Source organism: Flexivirga sp. G2, from assembly GCF_055397625.1.
This window is the reverse complement of record NZ_AP039675.1, coordinates 2632298-2651541: the sequence shown is the minus strand read 5'-3', so window position 1 is coordinate 2651541 and position 19244 is coordinate 2632298. Positions and strand designations below refer to the sequence as shown.

Here is a 19244-nt window from a genome sequence, read left to right as displayed (position 1 = left end):
CATGACTACTGCGGACAAGAACGCGACCTCGGACACCTCCCACGGCACCGACCGGCGATCGGTGCTGCGATCGGCGGGGGTGGTCGGTGGGGCCGCGGCGGCGACGGCTGCCCTGGCCGCGTGCGGCGGCGGATCGTCGGGCTCGACGGCACACGCCGCGGACACGGGTGCTGGCTCGGCCGCCGCGAGCAGCGGTTCGACCGCCGCGAGCAGCGGATCGGGCGGCTCCGCGACAGGGAAGGGCATCGCGACCTCGAAGGTGCCGGTGGGCAGCGGCGTGATCGACGATGACCTGAAGGCGGTCGTCACCCAGCCGGCGAAGGGCGAGTTCAAGGCGTTCAGCTACGTCTGCACGCACCAGGGATGCCCGGTCACCCAGATCAGTGGTGACACCATCAGTTGCCCGTGCCACGGCAGCGAGTTCAGCACCAAGGACGGCTCGGTGAAGCAGGGCCCGGCGACCAAACCGCTGACCCCGATGACGGCGACCGTCCGGGGATCAGAGGTCATCGTCTCCTGAACCTGCCGCATTGGCAGGCCCTTCGGCGCGCGCAACCTTCGACGGTCGAGGTTTGGGTACCGGGATCGGCGGGTTCGGCGTGCGCAACCTTCGACGGTCGAGCTTTGGGTACCGGGGTCGGGCGCGGTGCGTGACTGTCCGAGCCGGTCCATAGAGTGGAGCCGTGGCTGACCCGTCGACCTACCGCCCGAAGCCGGGGGAGATCCCGGTCGACCCCGGCGTCTACAAGTTCCGTGACAAGGACGGCCGCGTCATCTACGTCGGCAAGGCCAAGTCGCTGCGCAGTCGCCTGTCGTCATACTTCCAGGACATCGCGGCGCTGCATCCGCGCACGCGCACGATGGTCACGACCGGCGCCAGCGTCGAGTGGACGGTCGTCAACAACGAGGTCGAGGCGCTGCAGCTCGAATACTCCTGGATCAAGGAGTTCGACCCGCGGTTCAACGTCAAGTACCGCGACGACAAGTCCTACCCGTACCTCGCGGTGACCATGGGCGAGCGCTTCCCGCGCGCGCAGGTGATGCGCGGTTCCAAGCGCAAGGGCACCCGCTACTTCGGGCCCTATGCGCACGCCTGGGCGATCCGGGAGACGCTCGATCAGCTGCTGCGCGTCTTCCCGGTGCGGACCTGCAGCAGCGGTGTCTTCAAGCGGGCGGGTCAGGTCGGTCGGCCGTGCCTGCTCGGCTACATCGACAAATGTTCCGCGCCGTGCGTCGGCCGGGTGAGCGAGGACGAGCACCGGGCGATCGCCGAGGAGTTCTGCGACTTCATGGCCGGCAACACCGGCCGGTTCGTCAAGCGGCTCGAACGCGAGATGCGTGCGGCCAGTGCCGAACTCGACTTCGAGGCGGCAGCGCGTCGGCGTGACGACATCGCCGCACTGCAGAAGGCGCTGGAGCGGTCCGCGGTCGTGCTGCCGGACGCCACCGACGCCGATGTGTTCGGGATCGAGGACGACGAGCTCGAAGCCGCGGTCCAGGTCTTCCACGTGCGCGGCGGTCGCATTCGGGGCCAGCGCGGCTGGGTGGTCGACAAGCAGAGCGAGGGCGACCTCGGACTTGCCGATGTCATCGAGCGGTTGCTCGGCCAGGTCTACGGCGGGGAGTCCGCCGAGGGGGTGCCGCGCGAGGTGCTGGTGCCGGCCCTGCCGCCGGAGCCGGAGGCGATGGCCGACCTGCTCTCCGAGATCCGTGGCTCACGCGTGGAGCTGCGTATGCCGCAGCGCGGCGACAAGCGAACCCTGATGGAGACCGTCAACCGCAACGCCAAGCAGTCGCTCGCCCGTCACAAGGTGGCGCGAGCGGGCGACCTCACCGCGCGCAGCCAAGCGCTGCAGGACCTGCAGGACGCGCTGGAGTTGCAGCAGGCGCCGTTGCGGATCGAGTGTTTCGACGTCAGCCACGTCCAGGGCACCAACGTGGTGGCCTCGATGGTGGTGTTCGAGGACGGCCTGCCCCGCAAGGGCGAATACCGCCGCTTCATCGTCCGCGGCACGCCCCAACCGGATGGATCCGTGCGGGTCGACGACACCGCGGCCATGGACGAGATCCTCACCCGGCGATTCCGCCACTACCTGCAGGACCGGGACAACGCCGGGGACATCGAGCTGGACGACCAGTCCGACGAGGGCGGCGACGAGCCGGCGTCCGGGAGCGGGCCGATCGACGAAATCACCGGCAAACCCAAGCGATTCGCCTACCCACCGCAGCTCGTCGTCGTCGACGGCGGCAAGCCGCAGGTCGACGCGGCGTCGCGCGCCCTGGAGACGCTCGGCATCGACGACGTCGCGGTCGTCGGCCTCGCCAAACGGCTCGAGGAGGTCTGGCTCCCCGGTGACGACTACCCGGTGATCCTGCCGCGCACCAGCGACGGTCTCTACCTGTTGCAGCGAGTCCGCGACGAGGCGCACCGGTTCGCCATCACCTTCCATCGGCAGCGTCGGTCCAAGGCGATGACCCGCTCGGCGTTGGACGACATACCCGGCCTGGGTGCCGTGCGCCGCAAGGCGCTGCTGCGCGAATTCGGTTCGGTGAAGCGGCTGCGCGCGGCGTCCGTGGAGCAGATCGAGGCGGTCTCCGGCATCGGGCCCGCGCTCGCCGCTACGGTGCATGCACACCTGCGAGAGGATGACGCGACGACACCTGCGGTCAACCTCACGACGGGTGAAGTTCTCGACGATGTGCTCGACGACAAGGAGATCACCCGATGACCGACGAGACGGAGTCCCCGGAGCTGGCGCCGGAGCTCATCGTTGTCACCGGCATGAGCGGCGCCGGCCGCACCACCGCGGCCAACGTGCTGGAGGACCGCGGCTGGTACGTCATCGACAACCTGCCGCCCCAGTTGCTGGTGGCGATGGCGGATCTGCTGGCCAAGCAGGGTTTGGAGAGCCGTGAGTCGGTGCCCAAACTCGCCGCCGTCGTGGACGTCCGGTCCCGGGAGTTCTTCACCGACTTCAGGGAGGGCATGGACCACCTGCGGGACGAGGGCTGGCGGCCGACGGTCATCTTCATGGACGCCACCGACGAGGCACTGGTGCGACGCTTCGAGTCGGTACGCCGGCCGCATCCGCTGCAGGACGAGGGACGCCTGCTGGACGGCATACAACAGGAGCGCGAAGCGCTGCGCGACCTGCGGGCCACCGCCGACATCCTGATCGACACCAGCGGGCTCAACGTCCACCAATTGTCCAGCAAGGTGCGCGAATTCGTCGGGGGAGACGACGGCCCGGCGCTGCGGATCGCGGTCATGTCGTTCGGCTTCAAGTACGGCATACCGCTGGATGCGGATCTCGTCTTCGACATGCGGTTCCTGCCGAACCCGTTCTGGAATCCGCAACTACGTCCGCACACCGGCCAGGAGTCGATCGTCGCCGACTACGTGCTGGCCCAACCCGGTGCCAAGGAGTTCCTCGACCGCACTCTGAGCCTGCTCGAGCCGATGACCGCGGGTTACCTGCGCGAGGGCCGCAGCTACATCACCCTCGCCGTGGGTTGCACGGGCGGCAAGCACCGGTCCGTCGCGATGGCCGAAGCGTTGGCGGATCGGCTCAACTCCCGCGAGGTGAAATCCCTCGTCGTGCACCGCGATCTGGGGCGGGAGTAGTGGGCCGCCGTCCGGCCGTCGCCGCACTCGGCGGGGGCCACGGGCTGTTCGCGTCACTGCAGGCCCTGCAGTTGGTCACGGACAAGATCACCGCCATCGTGACGGTCGCCGACGACGGTGGCTCGAGCGGACGGTTGCGCGAGGAGTTCGACATCCTGCCGCCGGGCGATCTGCGGATGGCGCTGGCGGCGCTCTGCGACAACTCCGAGTGGGGTCTGCAGTGGGCCGACGCGTTGCAGCACCGCTTCGCCGGCGAAGGTCCCCTCGGCGGTCACTCGCTCGGCAACCTCATCATCGCCTCGCTCTGGGATCTGCTGGGTGAACCGATCGCGGGACTCGACCTCGTCGGCCGGCTGCTCGGGGCGCGCGGTCGCGTCCTGCCGATGGCGGCCGAGCCGCTGCGGATCGAGGCCAGTGTGCTCGGCGCCGACCCGGAACAGCCGGACGAAGTGACCGAGATCAGCGGTCAGGTGACGGTGGCGACGACGCCCGGTCGGGTGCTCGGCGTGCGCCTCAACCCCGATCCGCCGCTGGCCTGCCAGGAGGCCGTCAACGCGGTGTATGACGCGGACTGGGTGATCCTCGGACCGGGCTCGTGGTTCACCTCGGTGATGCCGCACCTGTTGGTCCCGGACCTGCGCGAGGCGCTGGTGCACACGACCGCCAAACGGATGCTCACCCTGAACATGGTCATGAACACCGGCGAGACCACCGGCTTCAGCGCCTCCGACCATCTCGAGGTGCTGGCGGCGCATGCGCCCGAGTTGCATCTGGACGTGGTGCTCGCCGACCCTACTGTGGTGCTCGACGGTGGTGAGCAATTGCGAGCCACTGCCCAATCACTAGGCGCGGAAGTGGTTTTCGCGGACGTGGCAGACTCGGATCGACCGGGCGCACATGACACGCTGCGTCTCGCAGCGGCCTATCGTGATGTGGTGGAGTGACCGGCGCGCCGTGTCACGACACGTAGCATGAGCACACCGCACGCTCTGTTTGATTCACCTGCATGAGGAACTGAAACGACATGTCGATGACCGCAGCCGTCAAGGACGAACTCAGCAGACATGTCGTCACGAAAACGTGCTGTCGGAAGGCCGAGATCTCGGCGATGCTGCGTTTCGCGGGTGGCCTGCACATCATCGGCGGACGCATCGTCATCGAAGCCGAGCTGGACACCGCGGCAGCCGCGCGTCGACTGCGCCAGGCGATCGCCGACCTCTACAGCCAGACTCCGCAGGTGCTGGTGATGAGCGGCGGTGGGCTGCGGCGCGGCAGCCGCTACATCGTGCGCGTGGCCCAGGACGGTGAGGCATTGGCTCGGCAGACGGGCCTGATCGATCATCGCGGCCGACCCGTGCGCGGTCTCCCGCCGCGCGTCGTCAACGGCGCCATCTGCGACTCCGAGGCCGCCTGGCGCGGCGCCTTCCTGGCGCACGGCTCGCTGACCGAACCGGGCCGCTCCTCGTCGATGGAGATCACCTGCCCGGGTCAGGAGGCCGCCCTCGCACTGGTCGGCGCAGCTCGGCGGTTGGGCGTGCAGTCCAAGGCGCGTGACGTGCGCGGTGTCGACCGGGTCGTCATCCGCGACGGCGACGCCATCGGCGTGATGCTCACGCGGCTCGGCGCGACCGACGCCTTCATGGCGTGGGAGGAGCGCCGGATGCGGCGCGAGGTGCGCGCGACCGCCAACCGGCTCGCCAACTTCGACGACGCCAACCTGCGACGCTCCGTCGAGGCGGCGGTCCAGGCCGGCAGCCGCGTCGAGCGCGCCTTGGAGATCCTGGCCGACGACGTGCCGGACCACCTGGCCGAGGCCGGTCGGCTGCGCTTGACGCACAAGGAGGCCAGCCTGGAGGAGCTCGGCCAGAAGGCGGATCCGCCGATGACCAAGGACGCCGTGGCCGGTCGCATCCGGCGCTTGCTCGCGATGGCCGACAAGCGTGCGGCCGACCTCGGCATACCCAACACCGAGGCTGCTCTCGCGGCCGACATGCTCGACCAGTGACCATTCGGCAGGACGCTTTCCTGCCCGCGGGCGGCATCAAATAGGCTCGGGGTGTCGATCCGGTCGGTGCCGCTCCGGCACCGCCTCAGACGCACATCACCTGACCAACAGAAAGGGATGAGTCGCCCGTGACCGTCCGCGTGGGAATCAACGGCTTCGGCCGCATCGGCCGTAACTTCTTCCGGGCGGTTGTCGCGTCCGGTGCCGACATCGAGATCGTCGGTGTCAACGACCTGACCGACAACGCCTCCCTGGCGCACCTGCTCAAGTACGACTCGATCCTGGGCCGCTTCCCCGGCGACGTGTCCTCCACCGACACCGACATCACCGCGGGCGACCGGACGTTCAAGGCGTTCGCCGAGCGCGACCCCGCCAAGCTGCCCTGGGGCGAGCTGGGTGCCGACGTCGTCGTGGAGTCGACCGGCATCTTCACCGATGCCGAGAAGGCCAAGGTGCACATCGACGGTGGCGCCAAGAAGGTCATCATCTCGGCCCCGGCCAAGAACGAGGACATCACCATCGTGATGGGTGTCAACGACGGCGACTACGACCCGGCGAAGCACACGATCATCTCCAACGCGTCCTGCACGACCAACTGCCTCGGCCCGATGGCGAAGGCGCTCAACGACGAGTTCGGCATCGTCAAGGGTCTGATGACGACGATCCACGCCTACACCCAGGACCAGAACCTGCAGGACGGTCCGCACAAGGATGCTCGCCGGGCCCGCGCCGCCGCGGTCAACATCGTGCCGACCTCCACCGGCGCCGCCAAGGCGATCGGTCTGGTGCTGCCGGAGCTGAAGGGCAAGCTGGACGGCTACGCGCTGCGCGTGCCGACCCCGACGGGCTCCGCCACCGACCTCACCTTCGAAGCCGGCCGCGAGACCACGGTGGAGGAGGTCAACGCCGCGGTGCAGAAGGCTGCCGACGGCACGTTCCTGCGCTACACCGAGGACCCGATCGTCTCCTCGGACATCGTCACCGACCCGTCGTCGTGCATCTTCGACGCCGGCCTCACCAAGGTCATCGGCAACCAGGTGAAGGTCGTCGGCTGGTACGACAACGAGTGGGGTTACTCCAACCGTCTCGCCGACCTCGTGCAGCTCGTCGGCAAGAGCCTCTGAGTCCGCGCACCTAGGAAGAACAGAATCCACATGCGAACGATCGACGACCTGGGCAACCTCGCCGGTAAGACCGTGCTGGTCCGCAGTGACCTCAACGTGCCGCTGAACGACGCCGGCGAGATCACCGACGACGGACGCGTCCGCGCGTCGGTGCCGACCATCAAGCGACTGGCCGACGCGGGTGCCCGGGTCGTCGTGTGCGCCCACCTCGGGCGGCCGAAGGGCGAGCCGGACCCGAAGTTCACGTTGCGGCCGGTCGCGGACCGTCTGTCCGAACTGCTCGGATTCCCAGTCCTTTTCGCCACTGACACGGTGGGGGAGTCGGCGAACCAGACGGTCGACAAACTGCACAAGGGTGAGGTCGCGCTGCTGGAGAACCTCCGCTTCAACGCGGGGGAGACCAGTAAGGACGACGCCGAGCGTGGTGCGTTCGCCGATGAGCTGAGCCACCTGGCGGACGCCTACGTGTCCGACGGCTTCGGCGTCGTCCACCGCAAGCAGGCGAGCGTCTACGACATCGCCGAGCGTCTGCCGCAGGCCGCCGGTGGCCTGGTCGAGACCGAGGTCGGCGTGCTGCGGCGTCTTACCTCGGCTCCGGAGCGCCCGTATGCCGTGGTGCTCGGCGGCGCGAAGGTCAGCGACAAGCTCGGTGTCATCGAGAACCTGCTGGGCAAGGCCGACATGTTGCTCATCGGCGGCGGGATGGTCTTCACCTTCCTGGCGGCGCAGGGCCACGAGGTCGGCAAGAGCCTGCTCGAGGAGGACCAGGTCGCCCGGGTCAAGGGCTACCTGGCCGACGCGGAGAACCGTGGCGTGCAGATCGTGCTGCCGACCGACGTCGTTGCCGCGACGGGGTTCTCGGCCGACGCGGACCACGAGGTGGTGGCGGCGGACGCCATACCGGCCGACCGGATGGGTCTGGACATCGGACCGGAGTCGGCGAAGGCATTCGGCGACGCGATCCGCAGCGCGCGGACGGTGTTCTGGAACGGCCCGATGGGCGCCTTCGAGATGGCTCCGTACGCCGAGGGCACGAAGGTCCTCGCGCAGGCACTGGTCGATGTCACGCAGCAGGGTGCGCTCACCGTCGTCGGCGGTGGCGACTCGGCTGCGGCCGTCCGGCAGCTCGGGTTCGCCGACGACGACTTCGGCCACATCTCGACCGGCGGCGGCGCGAGCCTGGAATTCCTGGAGGGCAAGACGCTGCCCGGCCTGAGTGTGTTGGAGGACTGAACGGTGGCGGCCACGAAGGACACCCCGGCGGGCCGGATCCCGCTGATCGCCGGCAACTGGAAGATGAACCTGGATCATCAGCGGGCGACCGTGGTGGTCCAGAAGCTCGACTGGACGCTCAAGGACAAGCGGCACAACCACGACGAGACAGAAGTCGCCGTGATCCCGCCCTTCACCGACATCCGGTCGGTGCAGACCCTGATCGACGGTGACCGTCTCAAGTTGCAGCTCGGCGCCCAGGACCTGTCGCCATACGACTCCGGCGCCTACACCGGTGACATCTCGGGGGAGTTCCTGGCCAAGCTCGGCTGCTCCTATGTCATCGTCGGCCACAGCGAGCGGCGGACGATCCACCACGAGACCGACGAGATCGTCAACGGGAAGGTGAAGGCGGCGCTCCGGCACGAACTGACCCCGATCCTGTGCGTCGGGGAACCGCTCGAGGTCCGGAAGGAGGGCGGTCAGGTCGACCACATCGTCGCCCAGCTGACCGCGGCGCTCGACGGCATCGCGGCGAGCGACGTCGCCGGCATGGTGGTCGCCTACGAACCCATCTGGGCGATCGGCACGGGTGAGGTCGCGACCCCGGACGACGCGCAGGAGGCATGTGCCGCGCTGCGCAACACCGTCGCCGAGCTGCACTCGGCGGAGATCGCCGACCAGGTCCGCTTCCTGTATGGCGGATCGGTCAAGTCCGGCAACGTCGCGTCGATCATGGCCCGCGACGACGTGGACGGCGCACTGGTCGGCGGGGCCTCCCTCGATCCGGCCGAGTTCGCCGCGATCTGCCGGTTCAAGGCGCACCAGGGCGCAGTGCTCTGACCCGGTGCCCTGGCCACACACGCTGAGTGGGTGCCCGGACAGCGCTGTCGACGCGGCTTTCGGCCGGTCGGCCGTGTAACGTTGTCCGAGGTGCCCGGGTCGGCGCCGTTTCAGTTCTTCTCGACGTGAAGGTGAGTCTCCAGCGTGGACGGCATGCGCATCGCGCTCCAGGCAGTCGTGGTCATCAGTAGCCTCTTCCTGGTGCTGCTGATTCTGATGCACAAGGGCAAGGGCGGCGGTCTCTCCGACATGTTCGGCGGCGGCGTCAGCAGCAGCCTCGGTGGCTCGTCGATCGCGGAGCGCAACCTCAACCGGTTGACCATCATCGCCAGCATCATCTGGGTCGCAGCGATCGTGGGTCTCGGCCTCGTCGCGCGTTTCCAGTAGTCGCACCACTTCTTCTCCGTACCAACCCCCGACGCTGTCAAGGAGCAATCGTGGCCGGTGGCAATGCAATTCGTGGTAGTCGTGTTGGAGCCGGCCCGATGGGTGAGGCAGAGCGCGGCGATGCAGCTCCCCGCGTGGTCGTGTCCTACTGGTGCTCGAACGGCCACGAGACCCGGCCGAGCTTCGCTCAGGAGCCGGGTCTCGCGGTGCCGGAGACGTGGGACTGCCCACGCTGCGGTCTGCCGGCCGGTCAGGACGAGGCGAATCCGCCCGCTGCGCCGCGCGCCGAGCCGTACAAGACACACCTCGCCTACGTGAAGGAGCGTCGCTCCGACGAAGAGGGCGCGGTCATCCTCGACGAGGCGCTGGACACGCTGCGCCAGCGCGGCCTGATCCAGTAGTCCGACGCCTCAGGAGGCGTCGGTCGCGGCCTGCAGGTCGGCGATCACGATCTTCTGCATGCCCATCAACGCCTGTATGGCGGCCGGACCGGTCATCAGTTCGCCGAGGTTCGCCGGCAGGATCTGCCAGCTCACGCCGTACTTGTCCTTGCACCAGCCGCACTGCTCCGATTCGGGAACGGCGGACAGTGCCTGCCAGTAGCGGTCGATCTCCGCTTGATCGGCGCACGCGACGGTGAACGACACGGCCTCGTTGAAGGTGAACGCGGGACCGCCGTCGAGGCAGATGAACGGCACTCCGTTGAGGGTGAACCGGCCGTTGATCACCTTGCCCGACATACCCTCGTAGTGCTTGTCGAGGGACTCGTCGGGGTACCTCTCGATGCCGTCGATGCTCGAGTTCGGGAAGAGGTCGACGTAGAAGTTCATCGCCTCCTCCGCGTTGTCGTGGAACCACAGACACGGTTGGATCGCGGACTGCACGGCGCCCATCAGAGTGCCCCCTCCGACAACATGGCGTCGAGTTTGGCGTAGCCGTCGTTGACGCCCACCTCCATGCCGCTGGCCAGCCAGCCGTCGCGCGCTTCGAAGGACTCGACGAGTGACTGGGCGTGCAGCCGGGTGCGGCCGTCGCCGAGATCCTCGAAGGTCAGTGTTTCCAGAGAGACTCCGTCCGGCATACCTTCCCAGGTGAAGGTCTGCACGATGCGGGTGTCGCTGACCTCGTGGAAGCTCCCGTGGAACGCGTAGTCCTCGCCGTGATGCGTGTTGAGGAAGCGCCAGCTGCCGCCGGTGCGGGCATCCCAGTAGTCGATCTCGGTGCTGATGCCGTCCGGCCCGACCCAGCGGGCGTAGAGCGCAGGGTCGGTGTGCGCCCTCAGCAGTTGCGCCGGAGTCGCGTTGAAGTCCCTGGTGATTCGAATGATCGGAACCTTCTCGTCCGCTTCGATCACGGCTTCACGGGTGTCGGTGCTGCTCATGATGCATGGCCTTTCTGATCGGAACTGCTGGTGCGGTCGTTGAGTTCGTCGAGCAGTGCGTCCAACCGCTGGTAACGCTGCTCGGCCTGGCGCTGGTAGCGCTCGATCCACTTCTTCATCAGGTCGAAGACCTCCGCCTCGAGATGGACCGGACGGCGCTGCGCCTGCTTGCTGCGCGAGACGAGGCCGGCGCCCTCCAACACCTTGAGGTGCTTGGACACGGCCTGGATGCTCACGTCATACGGGGCGGCGAGTTCGCCGACGGTGGCGTCCGCCTCGGTCAGTCGAGCGACGATGTCGCGCCGCGTCGGGTCGGCGAGCGCCGCGAACACCTGGGAGAGCTGGTCCATCTACGTACTTCCTTCGAATTATTCAACCGATTGGTTGAATAAGGACAATCTAGGCGGTCTCGTGCAGGCCGTCAACCACTTGGTTGAGAAAGGGTGCATGGGGAACAGTGACCGCTACGGAACCGGGTCGTTCGCCAGTACGTCTGCTCCGTGCATCCACACACCCGCACGACGACTTCCAAGGGGCGCCCCGATGAGCACGAACGATCCCTACTCGACTCCGCAGGGCGGTCAGCAGCCCTACGGTCAGCAGCAGCCGTATGGCGGGCAGCCGCAGTACGGTCAGCAACAGCCGTACGGTCAGCAGCCGCAGTACGGCGCACCGCAGTACGGCGCACCGCAGGGATACGGCCAACCACAGGCGCCGTACGGACAACAGCCCTACTACGGCGGACCGCAGCAGTTCGGCGGCCCGCTGCCGCCGCTGGCCCACTGGGGGCAGCGGGTCGGTGCCTATCTGATCGACGGGCTGGTGCTGTTGCCCGGCTACCTGCTGTTCATTCCCGGATACGTGCAGCTGATCTCCTCCTCGAAGACGACGACCCGGTGCTTCGACAGCACCAACCCCGACTCCTGCTATTCGGCTCACGAAGCAGGCAGCATCTCGCCGGCCCTGGTGTTGCTGATGCTGTTGGGCTTCGCCGTGATGATCGGCCTGCTGATCTGGAACCGCTGGATCAAGGGCGGCAGGGGTCAGTCGATCGGCAAGCGCGTGCTCGGCATCACCCTGATCGACGAGCGGACCGGCCGGCCCATCGGCACGGGTATGGCGTTCGTGCGCGACCTGGCGCACTTTCTGGACAGCGTGCTGTGTGACCTCGGCTACCTGTGGCCGTTGTGGGACGCCAAGCGCCAGACGTTCTCCGACAAGGTGATGAACACGATCGTCATCAAGGGCACGTTGCCCGACGAGAAGCGCTGAACTCGACCGGCGGCACGCGGGGGTAGCGGCGACGGGAACCCACCACCGGCCGGTATCATGAAGCCCTTATCAGGCACGCCCGGCGGGCGTGCACGGGGTCCGGGGGGTCCAATTTCATGAACGTGCCTTGGCATGCCCGGCGCGAGTCCGGCAGCACCGGCCTCGCGCCGCAGCGCGAGCGGCGATCCGTCCGACGCATGATCGGCAGTGCCACAGCGGTGCTCGTCGTGTTGGCCCTGCTGGTCGTCGGATACTCGCAACACCGGGCGTCCCCGAGCGTCGACGCGTTCTACGAAGCCCCCTCCTCGGCAACGGCGAGTCCGGTGAGCCGGACCCAGGTCCGACCGGGGCAGCTGCTGCGGTCCGAGCTCTTCACCCGCGGCATACCGTCCACGGCGCGCGCATGGCGCATCCTCTACACGACGACGCGGGCCGACGGCACGAACGCGGTGGCCAGTGCGATCGTCCTGCTCGGCAAGAATGCTCCGGCCGGCCGGCATCCGGTGCTGGCGTGGGCACACGGCACGTCGGGCTACGCCCAGGCCTGTGCGCCGAGCCTCTTCCCGCAACCGTTCGGGTCGGGGATCCGGCAGGAGCTCGGACAGGTGATCCGGCGCCACTGGGTGCTGGTCGCGACCGACTACATCGGCATGGGCACCGACGGCCCCCAGCCGTACCTGATCGGTCGCAGCGAAGGTCGGGCCGTCCTCGATGCGGTGCGCGCGACTCGACAGCTGCATCAGGTGTCGGCGTCGAACAGGACTGTGGTCTGGGGACATTCGCAGGGCGGCGGTGCAGCGCTGTGGGCGGGGCAGATCCAGCGCGCCTACGCTCCGGACGTGCCGTTGGTGGGCGTCGCAGCCATCGCACCGACCAGTGACATGCCGGCGGTCGCCGCGCGGATGAACGACGTACGCGGCGGCATGGTGTTCATGGCCTACATCATGACGGCGTATGCCGCTGCGTACCCGGACGTGCGGATGGACGACTACCTGACGCCGACCGGACAGGAACTGGTGCGCGCGGCATCCGAGCGGTGCACGACCGCCGGCAACCTGGTCGTTCAGAACGCCATGGCCAACGGGACCGGTCCGACACTGCTGAGCCGGTCGCCACTCAGCGGCCCACTCGGACAGCGGTTGCGGGAGAACACCCCTACCGGCACCGGCAGCACGCCGCTGCTCATCGCACAGGGCGGCAACGACTCACTGATCCTGCCCACGATGCAGCGCGCCTATGCCAAGGGTCTGTGCGACAGCGGACAGCGCCTGGACTACCGGCAGTACCCCGGTCGCAACCACAGCGGGGTCGCCAAGGGCAATTCGCCGTTCCTGCCGCAACTCATCAGCTGGACGGAACGGCGCTGGGCCGGCGCGCCCGCTCCCGACAACTGCTCGACGTTGACGCACCGGCGGTCGGCAGGCGAACCCCTGACCGCGAAGAGCTGATCGATCAGCCGGGCAGGTCGGCGGCGGCTGCGGAGTCCACCCACCAGATCGTGTCGTCCTGACCGTGTACCCCGGACGCGGGGACGTCCCACCGATCGACGTGCGGCGCATGCGCTGCGGCGACCGCCTCGGCCTTCTCGGCGCCGGCGACCAGCAGCCACACCTGACGGCTGCGATTGAGGCACTCGAAGGTGAGCGACACCCGGTCCGGTGGCGGCTTGGGGGAGTCGTGGACGGCGATCGCGATGGCGTTCTCGGTCCGCTGCGCCGCGTGCTGCGGGAAGAGCGACGCAACGTGCCCGTCCGGACCCATGCCGAGCATCACCACGTCGAAGACTCCGTCGCCCGGCTTCGGTGCCCGGATCGCCGCCGAGTATGCCGCAGCGGCTTCCTCAGCATCCGCGACCTCGTCCGGACCCGCGACCCGATGGACGTTCTCGGCGGGCACCGGCAGAGCGGACAGCGCCGCCCGGTCGGCCTCGAGATCGTTGCGGTCGGCGTCGCCGGCAGGCACGAAGCGTTCGTCACCCCACCAGAAGTGCACCGCCGACCAGTCGACACCGGTCGCGTCGGGCAACGACTGCAGCGACAAACCACCCATCGAGCCACCGGTGAGCACGATGTGCGCGACGCCCCGATCCCGTTGCGCGGCAACGATCTCCGCGACAAGACGATCGGAGATCGCCGTGCCCAGTGCGTCCTTGGTCTCGCGCTTCTCGATGGTCATGCCTTGCCTTCCAGAGCTACTTCGAGCGGACGTCCGTGACGCGTGGCAACCCCTTGGTCAGGGCCTCCTTGTAGACCACGTCCTCACCGAGCCGGTTGAGTTCCTCGGCCAGCGACTCGGCGGTGCCCGGACGCGTCAGATCGAGGTGCCGCTCCGGCTGACCCGGCTGGGTGAGCGTGCCGGTCCGTCGATCCGGCCGAACCAGCTCGATCGGGCCGGACTTGCGCTCCATGCGGACGTTGACCAGCCCGGTCCCGGCCTTGGACTGTGCCCGATGCACCGGGCACTTGAGCCGTACGGCGAGCCAGCCCGCCAACAGGTCGGTGCTGGCCGAATCCGAGGCGCCGGTGACCGTCACCTCCGTCACGGGCTCGAACGGCGGCAGGTCGAGTGCCGTCGCCAGCAGACCACGCCACCTGGTGGTGCGCGACCATGCCATGTCGGTGTCGCCACCGGCGTAGTCGTCACGCCTGCGCTGCAATGCCTTTCGCGGACTCTTGGTGAGCGACGCATCCGTGATCCGCCGGCCGGCGAGCCGGCCGATGGGGGAGGACGCGACGTCCTGGGCGACATTGGGCCACCACGCGACCACGGGAGTGTCGGCCGCGAGCAACGGCGTCACGACACTGGCTCCGTGCTTGGTGAGCTCACCGAACAAGCGCAGCACGATGACCTCGCTGCCACCCGTGGAGTTGCCGACCCGGACCTCGGCGTCCAGTCGACTGGCGCCCCGCGCCGTGCCGGAGACCAGTGCGATGATCCGGCTGGGGTGCTGCCGGCTGGCCTGTACGGCGCACTCCAGCGCCTCGTCGGCGTCGGCCTCGTCGACCACGATGATCAGGGTCATCACGCGACCGAGCGTCATCGTGCCGGACTGGTTGCGCAGGCGCACCAGTTGTTTGCTGATGTCCTTGGTCGTCGTGTCGGGCAGTTCGGCGATCACGGCAGCCTCCACTCACGTCCGTCGCGGGCGAGCAACTGGTCCGCACTGCGCGGACCCCAGGTGCCGGCCTCGTAACCCTCGGGCTTGCCCTTGCGGGCCCAGAAACGTTCGACCGGGTCGAGGATCTGCCAGGACAGCTCGACCTCCTCGTGGCGCGGGAAGAGCGGTGGCTCGCCCAGCAGCACATCCAGGATGAGACGTTCGTAGGCCTCCGGGCTGGACTCGGTGAAGGCGCTTCCGTAGCCGAAATCCATTGTCACGTCACGGACTTCCATCGAACCGGCACCCGGGACCTTCGACCCGAAGCGGATCGTGGTGCCCTCGTCGGGCTGGACCCGGATGACGATGGCGTTCTGCCCGAGCTCCTCGGTCGCCGTGTCGGCGAACGGCAGGTGCGGCGCGCGCTTGAAGATCACTGCGATCTCGGTGACCCGCTTGCCCAATCGCTTGCCCGTGCGCAGGTAGAACGGGACACCGGCCCAACGCCGGGTGTGCACGTCGAGCTTGATCGCGGCATACGTCTCGGTGGTCGACTTCGGGTCGATACCGTCCTCGGCGAGGTAACCGATGACCTTCTCGCTGCCCTGCCACCCGTCGGTGTACTGCCCACGTGCGGTGGCCGTGGCCAGGTCGGCGGGCAGCCGGACGGCCGCCAGGACCTTCTCCTTCTCGGCACGCAACTCGTTCGCACCGAAGGAGTTCGGTTGTTCCATCGCGGTGAGGGCGAGCAACTGCAGCAGGTGATTCTGGATGACGTCCCGCGCGGCACCGATGCCGTCGTAGTACCCCGCGCGGCCGGCGATGCCGATGTCCTCGGCCATCGAGATCTGCACGTGGTCGACGTAGTGGGCGTTCCAGACCGGCTCGAACAGCTGGTTTGCGAACCGCAACGCCAGCAGGTTCTGGACCGTCTCCTTGCCGAGGTAGTGGTCGATCCGGAAGATCGCGTCGGCCGGGAAGACCCGCTCCAGGGTGGCGTTCAATTCGCGCGCACTGGCCAGGTCGTGGCCGAACGGCTTCTCGATCACCACCCGGCTCCAGGAGCCGTTCTTCGGTCGTGCCAACCCGGAGCGGTCCAACTGCGAGCAGACGGTCTCGAAGGCACCCGGCGGGATCGACAGGTAGAACGCCGTGTTGCCGTCGGTGCCGCGCTCTTCGTCGAGTTGCCGCAAGGTCGTCGCGAGCTCGTCGAATGCCTCGGCGTCGTCGAAACTGCCGTGCACGAAGCGCAGGCCGTCCTCGAGGTTGCGCCATACCTCCTCGCGGAAGGGCGTGCGGGCGCCGGCCTGCACCGCGTCCTTCACGATGCGCGCGAAGTCCTGGTCCTCCCAGTCCCGACGTGCGAAACCGACGAGCGAGAAGCCCGGTGGCAACAGGCCGCGGTTGGTCAGATCGTAGATCGCGGGCAGCAACTTCTTGCGGGCCAGATCACCGGTGACACCGAACATCACGAGGGCGCACGGCCCGGCGATCTGCGGCAGCCGACGGTCGTCGGCCTGCCGCAGTGGGTTCACTCCCGGCGCCACACGGGCGGGACTCATTCGCCGGTGACCTCCGCGATCGCATGCTGCAACTGCGCCAGGCCGGTTTCGTGGTCGGTCAGGTGCAACTGCAGGACCGGTCGGCCGTGGTCGGCGAGGACCTTGGCGTCGCCACCGGACTGCGAGTCGATGAAGTTGCCGAGGGTGAATTCGCGTCCCGGGATCGGCAGATCCTCGGTCGGCACGGTGGTGACCTGCAGGTAGATCCCGTTGGCCGGTCCGCCCTTGTGGTATTGCCCCGTCGAGTGCAGGAAGCGCGGGCCGAAACCGAACGTCACCGGCCGGGCGAGCTTGCGGGCCAACGGAACTCGCACGTCGGCCAGGGACTGGTCGGCGATCCGGTCGACATACGCCATGACGGCGAGGTAACCGTCCTTCGGCAGCTGTGCGAACAGCGCCTGCAGAGCGTCGGCGACGGTCGAGGAGTCCCCGAGGAACGCGGGGCCCGCGCTGCGGACCTCGACGGCGCCGTCGGTGTATGCCGGCGCATCCGCCGACCCCGTGCCGGCGCTGAGCAACTCGCGGGCGGCAGCCTTGGCGCTCTCGACGTCGGGCTGGTCGAACGGGTTGATGCCGATCAGCCGTCCGGCGACGGCGACCGCCGCCTCCCAGAGCAGCATCGCGCCGCCGAGCGATCCGCCGACGTTGACGACAGCGTCACCCGACGGCTGCGCGTCGTCGTCAGCTGCGACCAGCCGCACGAAGAGCTCGTCGGCGAGCTGGTTGCCGGTGGGGGAGTCACCCACGACGACGGGCAGCAGGCCCTTGCCGTTCTTGCCGGTGCTCTCGGCGATCAGCTGCTCGGCCCAGTCACCGAAGCCGACGGCCGCGGTGCCGGCATCGATCAGCACGACCTTGTCCCGCAACGGGCTGGTGCCGCCGAGTGCCGCGCCCAGGCGCAGCGCCGGGTTGGCCTCGTCGTCGGCCGCCAGCGCGCCGGTGACGGCCTCGGCCTCGTCGAGCAGCCGGCCGATGTCGGCGCCGGCCAGGCCACTGGGGACCAGACCGAACGCGGTGAGCGCGGAGTAGCGACCACCGACGTCGGGGTCGGCGTTGAAGACCGTGTATCCGGCTTCCCGGGCCTCCTTGTCGAGCGGGCTGCCCGGGTCCGTGACCACGACGATCCGTTCCGCCGGGTCGATCCCGGCGTCCTGGAAGGCCTTCTCGTAGATGCGCCGCTGCGAGTCGGTCTCGACCGTCGAGCCGGACTTCGACGACACGACGACGACCGTCTGCTCGAGGCGGTCCTGCAACGCGGCGCGGACCATGTCCGGCTGCGAGGAGTCCAGCACCGTCAGCGAGACGCCGTCCGACTCACAGATGACCTCCGGCGCGAGCGACGAGCCGCCCATGCCGCAGAGCACGACGTGGTCGAGGCCCTTGTCGCCGAGTTTGCCTCGTAGCGTTTCGATTTCGGCGACCAACGGTCGCGAGGACGCACCCAGGCCCACCCAGGACAAGCGCTTGCCGGCCTCGGACTCGGCGTCCGGACCCCACAGCGTCGCGTCCTGCGCGAACAGCTTGCCGGCGACCCCGTCGGCAACCAGCGAGGGAACGTGCTTCGTGACGGCATCCGCAGCGGCGCCGGCCGCTGTCACCGCGAGACCGGCAGCGCTCACAGCGTCGCCCCGGCCTTCTCCAGCTCACCCTTGACCGAGCCGAGCAGCTCGTCCCAGGACTTGTCGAACTTCTGCACGCCCTCGGTCTCCAGGACCTGCACGACGTCGGCGTAGGAGACACCGAGCTTGTCGAGCGCGTCGAGCACGCCCGCGGCGTCGGCGTAGTTGCCGGTCACCTGGTCGCCGGAGAGCTCGCCGTGGTCCGCGACCGCGTCGAGGGTCTTGGGCGGCATCGTGTTGACCGTGTCCCGCACCGCCAGGTCGACGACATACATCGTGTCGGGGTAGGCCGGGTCCTTGACGCCGGTCGATGCCCACAGCGGACGCTGCGTGTGCGCGCCGTCGTCGGCGAGGGTCTTCCAGCGCGGGGTGCTGAAGACCTCCTCGAACGCCTGGTAGGCGAGGCGAGCGTTGGCGACACCGGCCTTGCCCTTGAGCGACTTGGCGTCGTCGGAGCCGATCGCGTCGAGGCGCTTGTCGATCTCGCTGTCGACACGGGAGACGAAGAACGAGGCGACGGAGCGGATCTTCGACAGGTCCTTGCCGGCCTGCTTGGCCTGCTCGAGACCGGTGAGGAAGGCGTTCATGACGCCGCGGTAGCGCTCCAGCGAGAAGATCAGCGTGACGTTGACGCTGATGCCCTCGGCGAGCACTGCGGTGATCGCCGGCAGGCCCTCCTCGGTCGCCGGGATCTTGATCATCGCGTTGGGCTGGTCGACCTTGGCCCACAGCTGCTTGGCCATGGCGATCGTGCCGTCGGTGTCCCGTGCCAGGCGCGGGTCCACCTCGATGGACACCCGGCCGTCGAGACCGTCCGTGGCGTCATACACCGGGCGCAGCACGTCGCACGCGTTGTGGACGTCACGGGTGGTGATCTCGAAGACGGCGTCGTCGACGTCGGTGCCGGCCTTGACCAGCTCCGCGACCTGCTCGTTGTATGCCGAGCCGTCCGACAACGCCGAGGCGAAGATCGTCGGGTTGGTCGTCACCCCGACGACGTTCTTGTCCGAGACGAGCTTCTCCAGGTCACCGCTGCTGATCAGCGAACGGCTCAGGTCGTCCAGCCAGATCGAGACGCCGAGGTCGCTCAGTGCCTGCGTGTTCGTGTTTGCCATCT

Annotated in this window: 20 protein-coding genes; 12 read left to right on the top strand and 8 right to left on the bottom strand. The window is 68.3% G+C overall.

Features of this window, described 5'->3' with window-relative positions; genetic code table 11:
• The first annotated feature begins 1 nt into the window (after position 1).
• From ACZ50J_RS12920 to ACZ50J_RS12875, 10 genes are all read left to right on the top strand, one after another.
• Positions 2–520: a Rieske (2Fe-2S) protein gene (locus ACZ50J_RS12920; protein WP_464297560.1), complete on the top strand. Its 519-nt coding sequence runs from the start codon at positions 2–4 to the stop codon at positions 518–520.
• A 163-nt stretch (positions 521–683) separates the two neighbouring features.
• Positions 684–2729, top strand: a complete 2046-nt coding sequence (gene uvrC, locus ACZ50J_RS12915) for an excinuclease ABC subunit UvrC (protein WP_464297559.1) — start codon at positions 684–686, stop codon at positions 2727–2729.
• A complete protein-coding gene (rapZ, locus tag ACZ50J_RS12910) occupies positions 2726–3625 on the top strand; it encodes an RNase adapter RapZ (RefSeq protein ID WP_464297558.1) in 900 nt (299 codons plus the stop codon). The genes uvrC and rapZ overlap by 4 nt, the downstream gene beginning before the upstream one ends.
• On the top strand, positions 3625–4569 hold the full coding sequence (locus ACZ50J_RS12905; RefSeq protein ID WP_464297557.1) for a gluconeogenesis factor YvcK family protein: 945 nt from the start codon (positions 3625–3627) through the stop codon (positions 4567–4569). The genes rapZ and ACZ50J_RS12905 overlap by 1 nt, the downstream gene beginning before the upstream one ends.
• Positions 4570–4649: 80 nt before the next feature.
• Positions 4650–5630 (top strand): DNA-binding protein WhiA, encoded by a 981-nt coding sequence (gene whiA / locus ACZ50J_RS12900; RefSeq protein WP_464297556.1) that lies wholly within the window; start codon positions 4650–4652, stop codon positions 5628–5630.
• A 128-nt stretch (positions 5631–5758) separates the two neighbouring features.
• The gene (gene gap, locus ACZ50J_RS12895) at positions 5759–6754 is read left to right on the top strand and encodes a type I glyceraldehyde-3-phosphate dehydrogenase (protein ID WP_464297555.1); all 996 of its coding nucleotides are present in this window, start codon (positions 5759–5761) and stop codon (positions 6752–6754) included.
• A gap of 30 nt (positions 6755–6784) precedes the next feature.
• A complete protein-coding gene (locus tag ACZ50J_RS12890) occupies positions 6785–7987 on the top strand; it encodes a phosphoglycerate kinase (protein WP_464297554.1) in 1203 nt (400 codons plus the stop codon).
• Between the two features lie 3 nt (positions 7988–7990).
• Positions 7991–8809 (top strand): triose-phosphate isomerase, encoded by an 819-nt coding sequence (gene tpiA / locus ACZ50J_RS12885; RefSeq protein ID WP_464297553.1) that lies wholly within the window; start codon positions 7991–7993, stop codon positions 8807–8809.
• Between the two features lie 144 nt (positions 8810–8953).
• Complete coding sequence (gene secG / locus ACZ50J_RS12880) at positions 8954–9196, top strand: preprotein translocase subunit SecG (RefSeq protein WP_464297552.1); 243 nt, start codon at positions 8954–8956, stop codon at positions 9194–9196.
• Positions 9197–9246: 50 nt separating this feature from the next.
• The gene (locus ACZ50J_RS12875) at positions 9247–9597 is read left to right on the top strand and encodes an RNA polymerase-binding protein RbpA (RefSeq protein ID WP_464297551.1); all 351 of its coding nucleotides are present in this window, start codon (positions 9247–9249) and stop codon (positions 9595–9597) included.
• A gap of 9 nt (positions 9598–9606) precedes the next feature.
• On the opposite strand, the gene ACZ50J_RS12870 is transcribed toward ACZ50J_RS12875, so the two are convergent.
• Genes ACZ50J_RS12870 through ACZ50J_RS12860 form a run of 3 tightly spaced genes read right to left on the bottom strand, consistent with a single transcriptional unit; the run spans position 9607 to position 10927 of the window.
• Positions 9607–10089, bottom strand: a complete 483-nt coding sequence (locus tag ACZ50J_RS12870) for a VOC family protein (RefSeq protein WP_464297550.1) — start codon at positions 10087–10089, stop codon at positions 9607–9609.
• On the bottom strand, positions 10089–10577 hold the full coding sequence (locus tag ACZ50J_RS12865) for an SRPBCC family protein (protein ID WP_464297549.1): 489 nt from the start codon (positions 10575–10577) through the stop codon (positions 10089–10091). Before ACZ50J_RS12865 ends, ACZ50J_RS12870 begins: the two co-directional genes overlap by 1 nt.
• The gene (locus ACZ50J_RS12860; RefSeq protein WP_464297548.1) at positions 10574–10927 is read right to left on the bottom strand and encodes an ArsR/SmtB family transcription factor; all 354 of its coding nucleotides are present in this window, start codon (positions 10925–10927) and stop codon (positions 10574–10576) included. Before ACZ50J_RS12860 ends, ACZ50J_RS12865 begins: the two co-directional genes overlap by 4 nt.
• A 193-nt stretch (positions 10928–11120) precedes the next feature.
• Here ACZ50J_RS12860 and ACZ50J_RS12855 point away from each other — a divergent pair, with 193 nt between their 5' ends.
• Together ACZ50J_RS12855 and ACZ50J_RS12850 are read left to right on the top strand one after the other, a co-directional pair.
• Positions 11121–11849 (top strand): RDD family protein, encoded by a 729-nt coding sequence (locus ACZ50J_RS12855; protein WP_464297547.1) that lies wholly within the window; start codon positions 11121–11123, stop codon positions 11847–11849.
• Between the two features lie 116 nt (positions 11850–11965).
• Positions 11966–13297 carry a lipase family protein gene (locus ACZ50J_RS12850; protein ID WP_464297546.1) on the top strand — a complete coding sequence of 444 codons (1332 nt, stop codon included), beginning with the start codon at positions 11966–11968 and terminating at the stop codon, positions 13295–13297.
• A 4-nt stretch (positions 13298–13301) separates the two neighbouring features.
• On the opposite strand, the gene pgl is transcribed toward ACZ50J_RS12850, so the two are convergent.
• From pgl to tal, 5 genes are read right to left on the bottom strand one after another with little or no spacing between them, the layout of a single operon-like run.
• The gene (gene pgl / locus ACZ50J_RS12845) at positions 13302–14024 is read right to left on the bottom strand and encodes a 6-phosphogluconolactonase (protein ID WP_464297545.1); all 723 of its coding nucleotides are present in this window, start codon (positions 14022–14024) and stop codon (positions 13302–13304) included.
• Between the two features lie 16 nt (positions 14025–14040).
• Positions 14041–14967, bottom strand: a complete 927-nt coding sequence (locus ACZ50J_RS12840; protein WP_464297544.1) for a glucose-6-phosphate dehydrogenase assembly protein OpcA — start codon at positions 14965–14967, stop codon at positions 14041–14043.
• A complete protein-coding gene (gene zwf, locus ACZ50J_RS12835; protein WP_464297543.1) occupies positions 14964–16508 on the bottom strand; it encodes a glucose-6-phosphate dehydrogenase in 1545 nt (514 codons plus the stop codon). The genes ACZ50J_RS12840 and zwf overlap by 4 nt, the downstream gene beginning before the upstream one ends.
• Positions 16505–18127 carry a glucose-6-phosphate isomerase gene (locus ACZ50J_RS12830; RefSeq protein WP_464297542.1) on the bottom strand — a complete coding sequence of 541 codons (1623 nt, stop codon included), beginning with the start codon at positions 18125–18127 and terminating at the stop codon, positions 16505–16507. The genes zwf and ACZ50J_RS12830 overlap by 4 nt, the downstream gene beginning before the upstream one ends.
• Positions 18124–19242 carry a transaldolase gene (gene tal, locus ACZ50J_RS12825; protein WP_464297541.1) on the bottom strand — a complete coding sequence of 373 codons (1119 nt, stop codon included), beginning with the start codon at positions 19240–19242 and terminating at the stop codon, positions 18124–18126. The genes ACZ50J_RS12830 and tal overlap by 4 nt, the downstream gene beginning before the upstream one ends.
• Between the last annotated feature and the right edge of the window lie 2 nt (positions 19243–19244).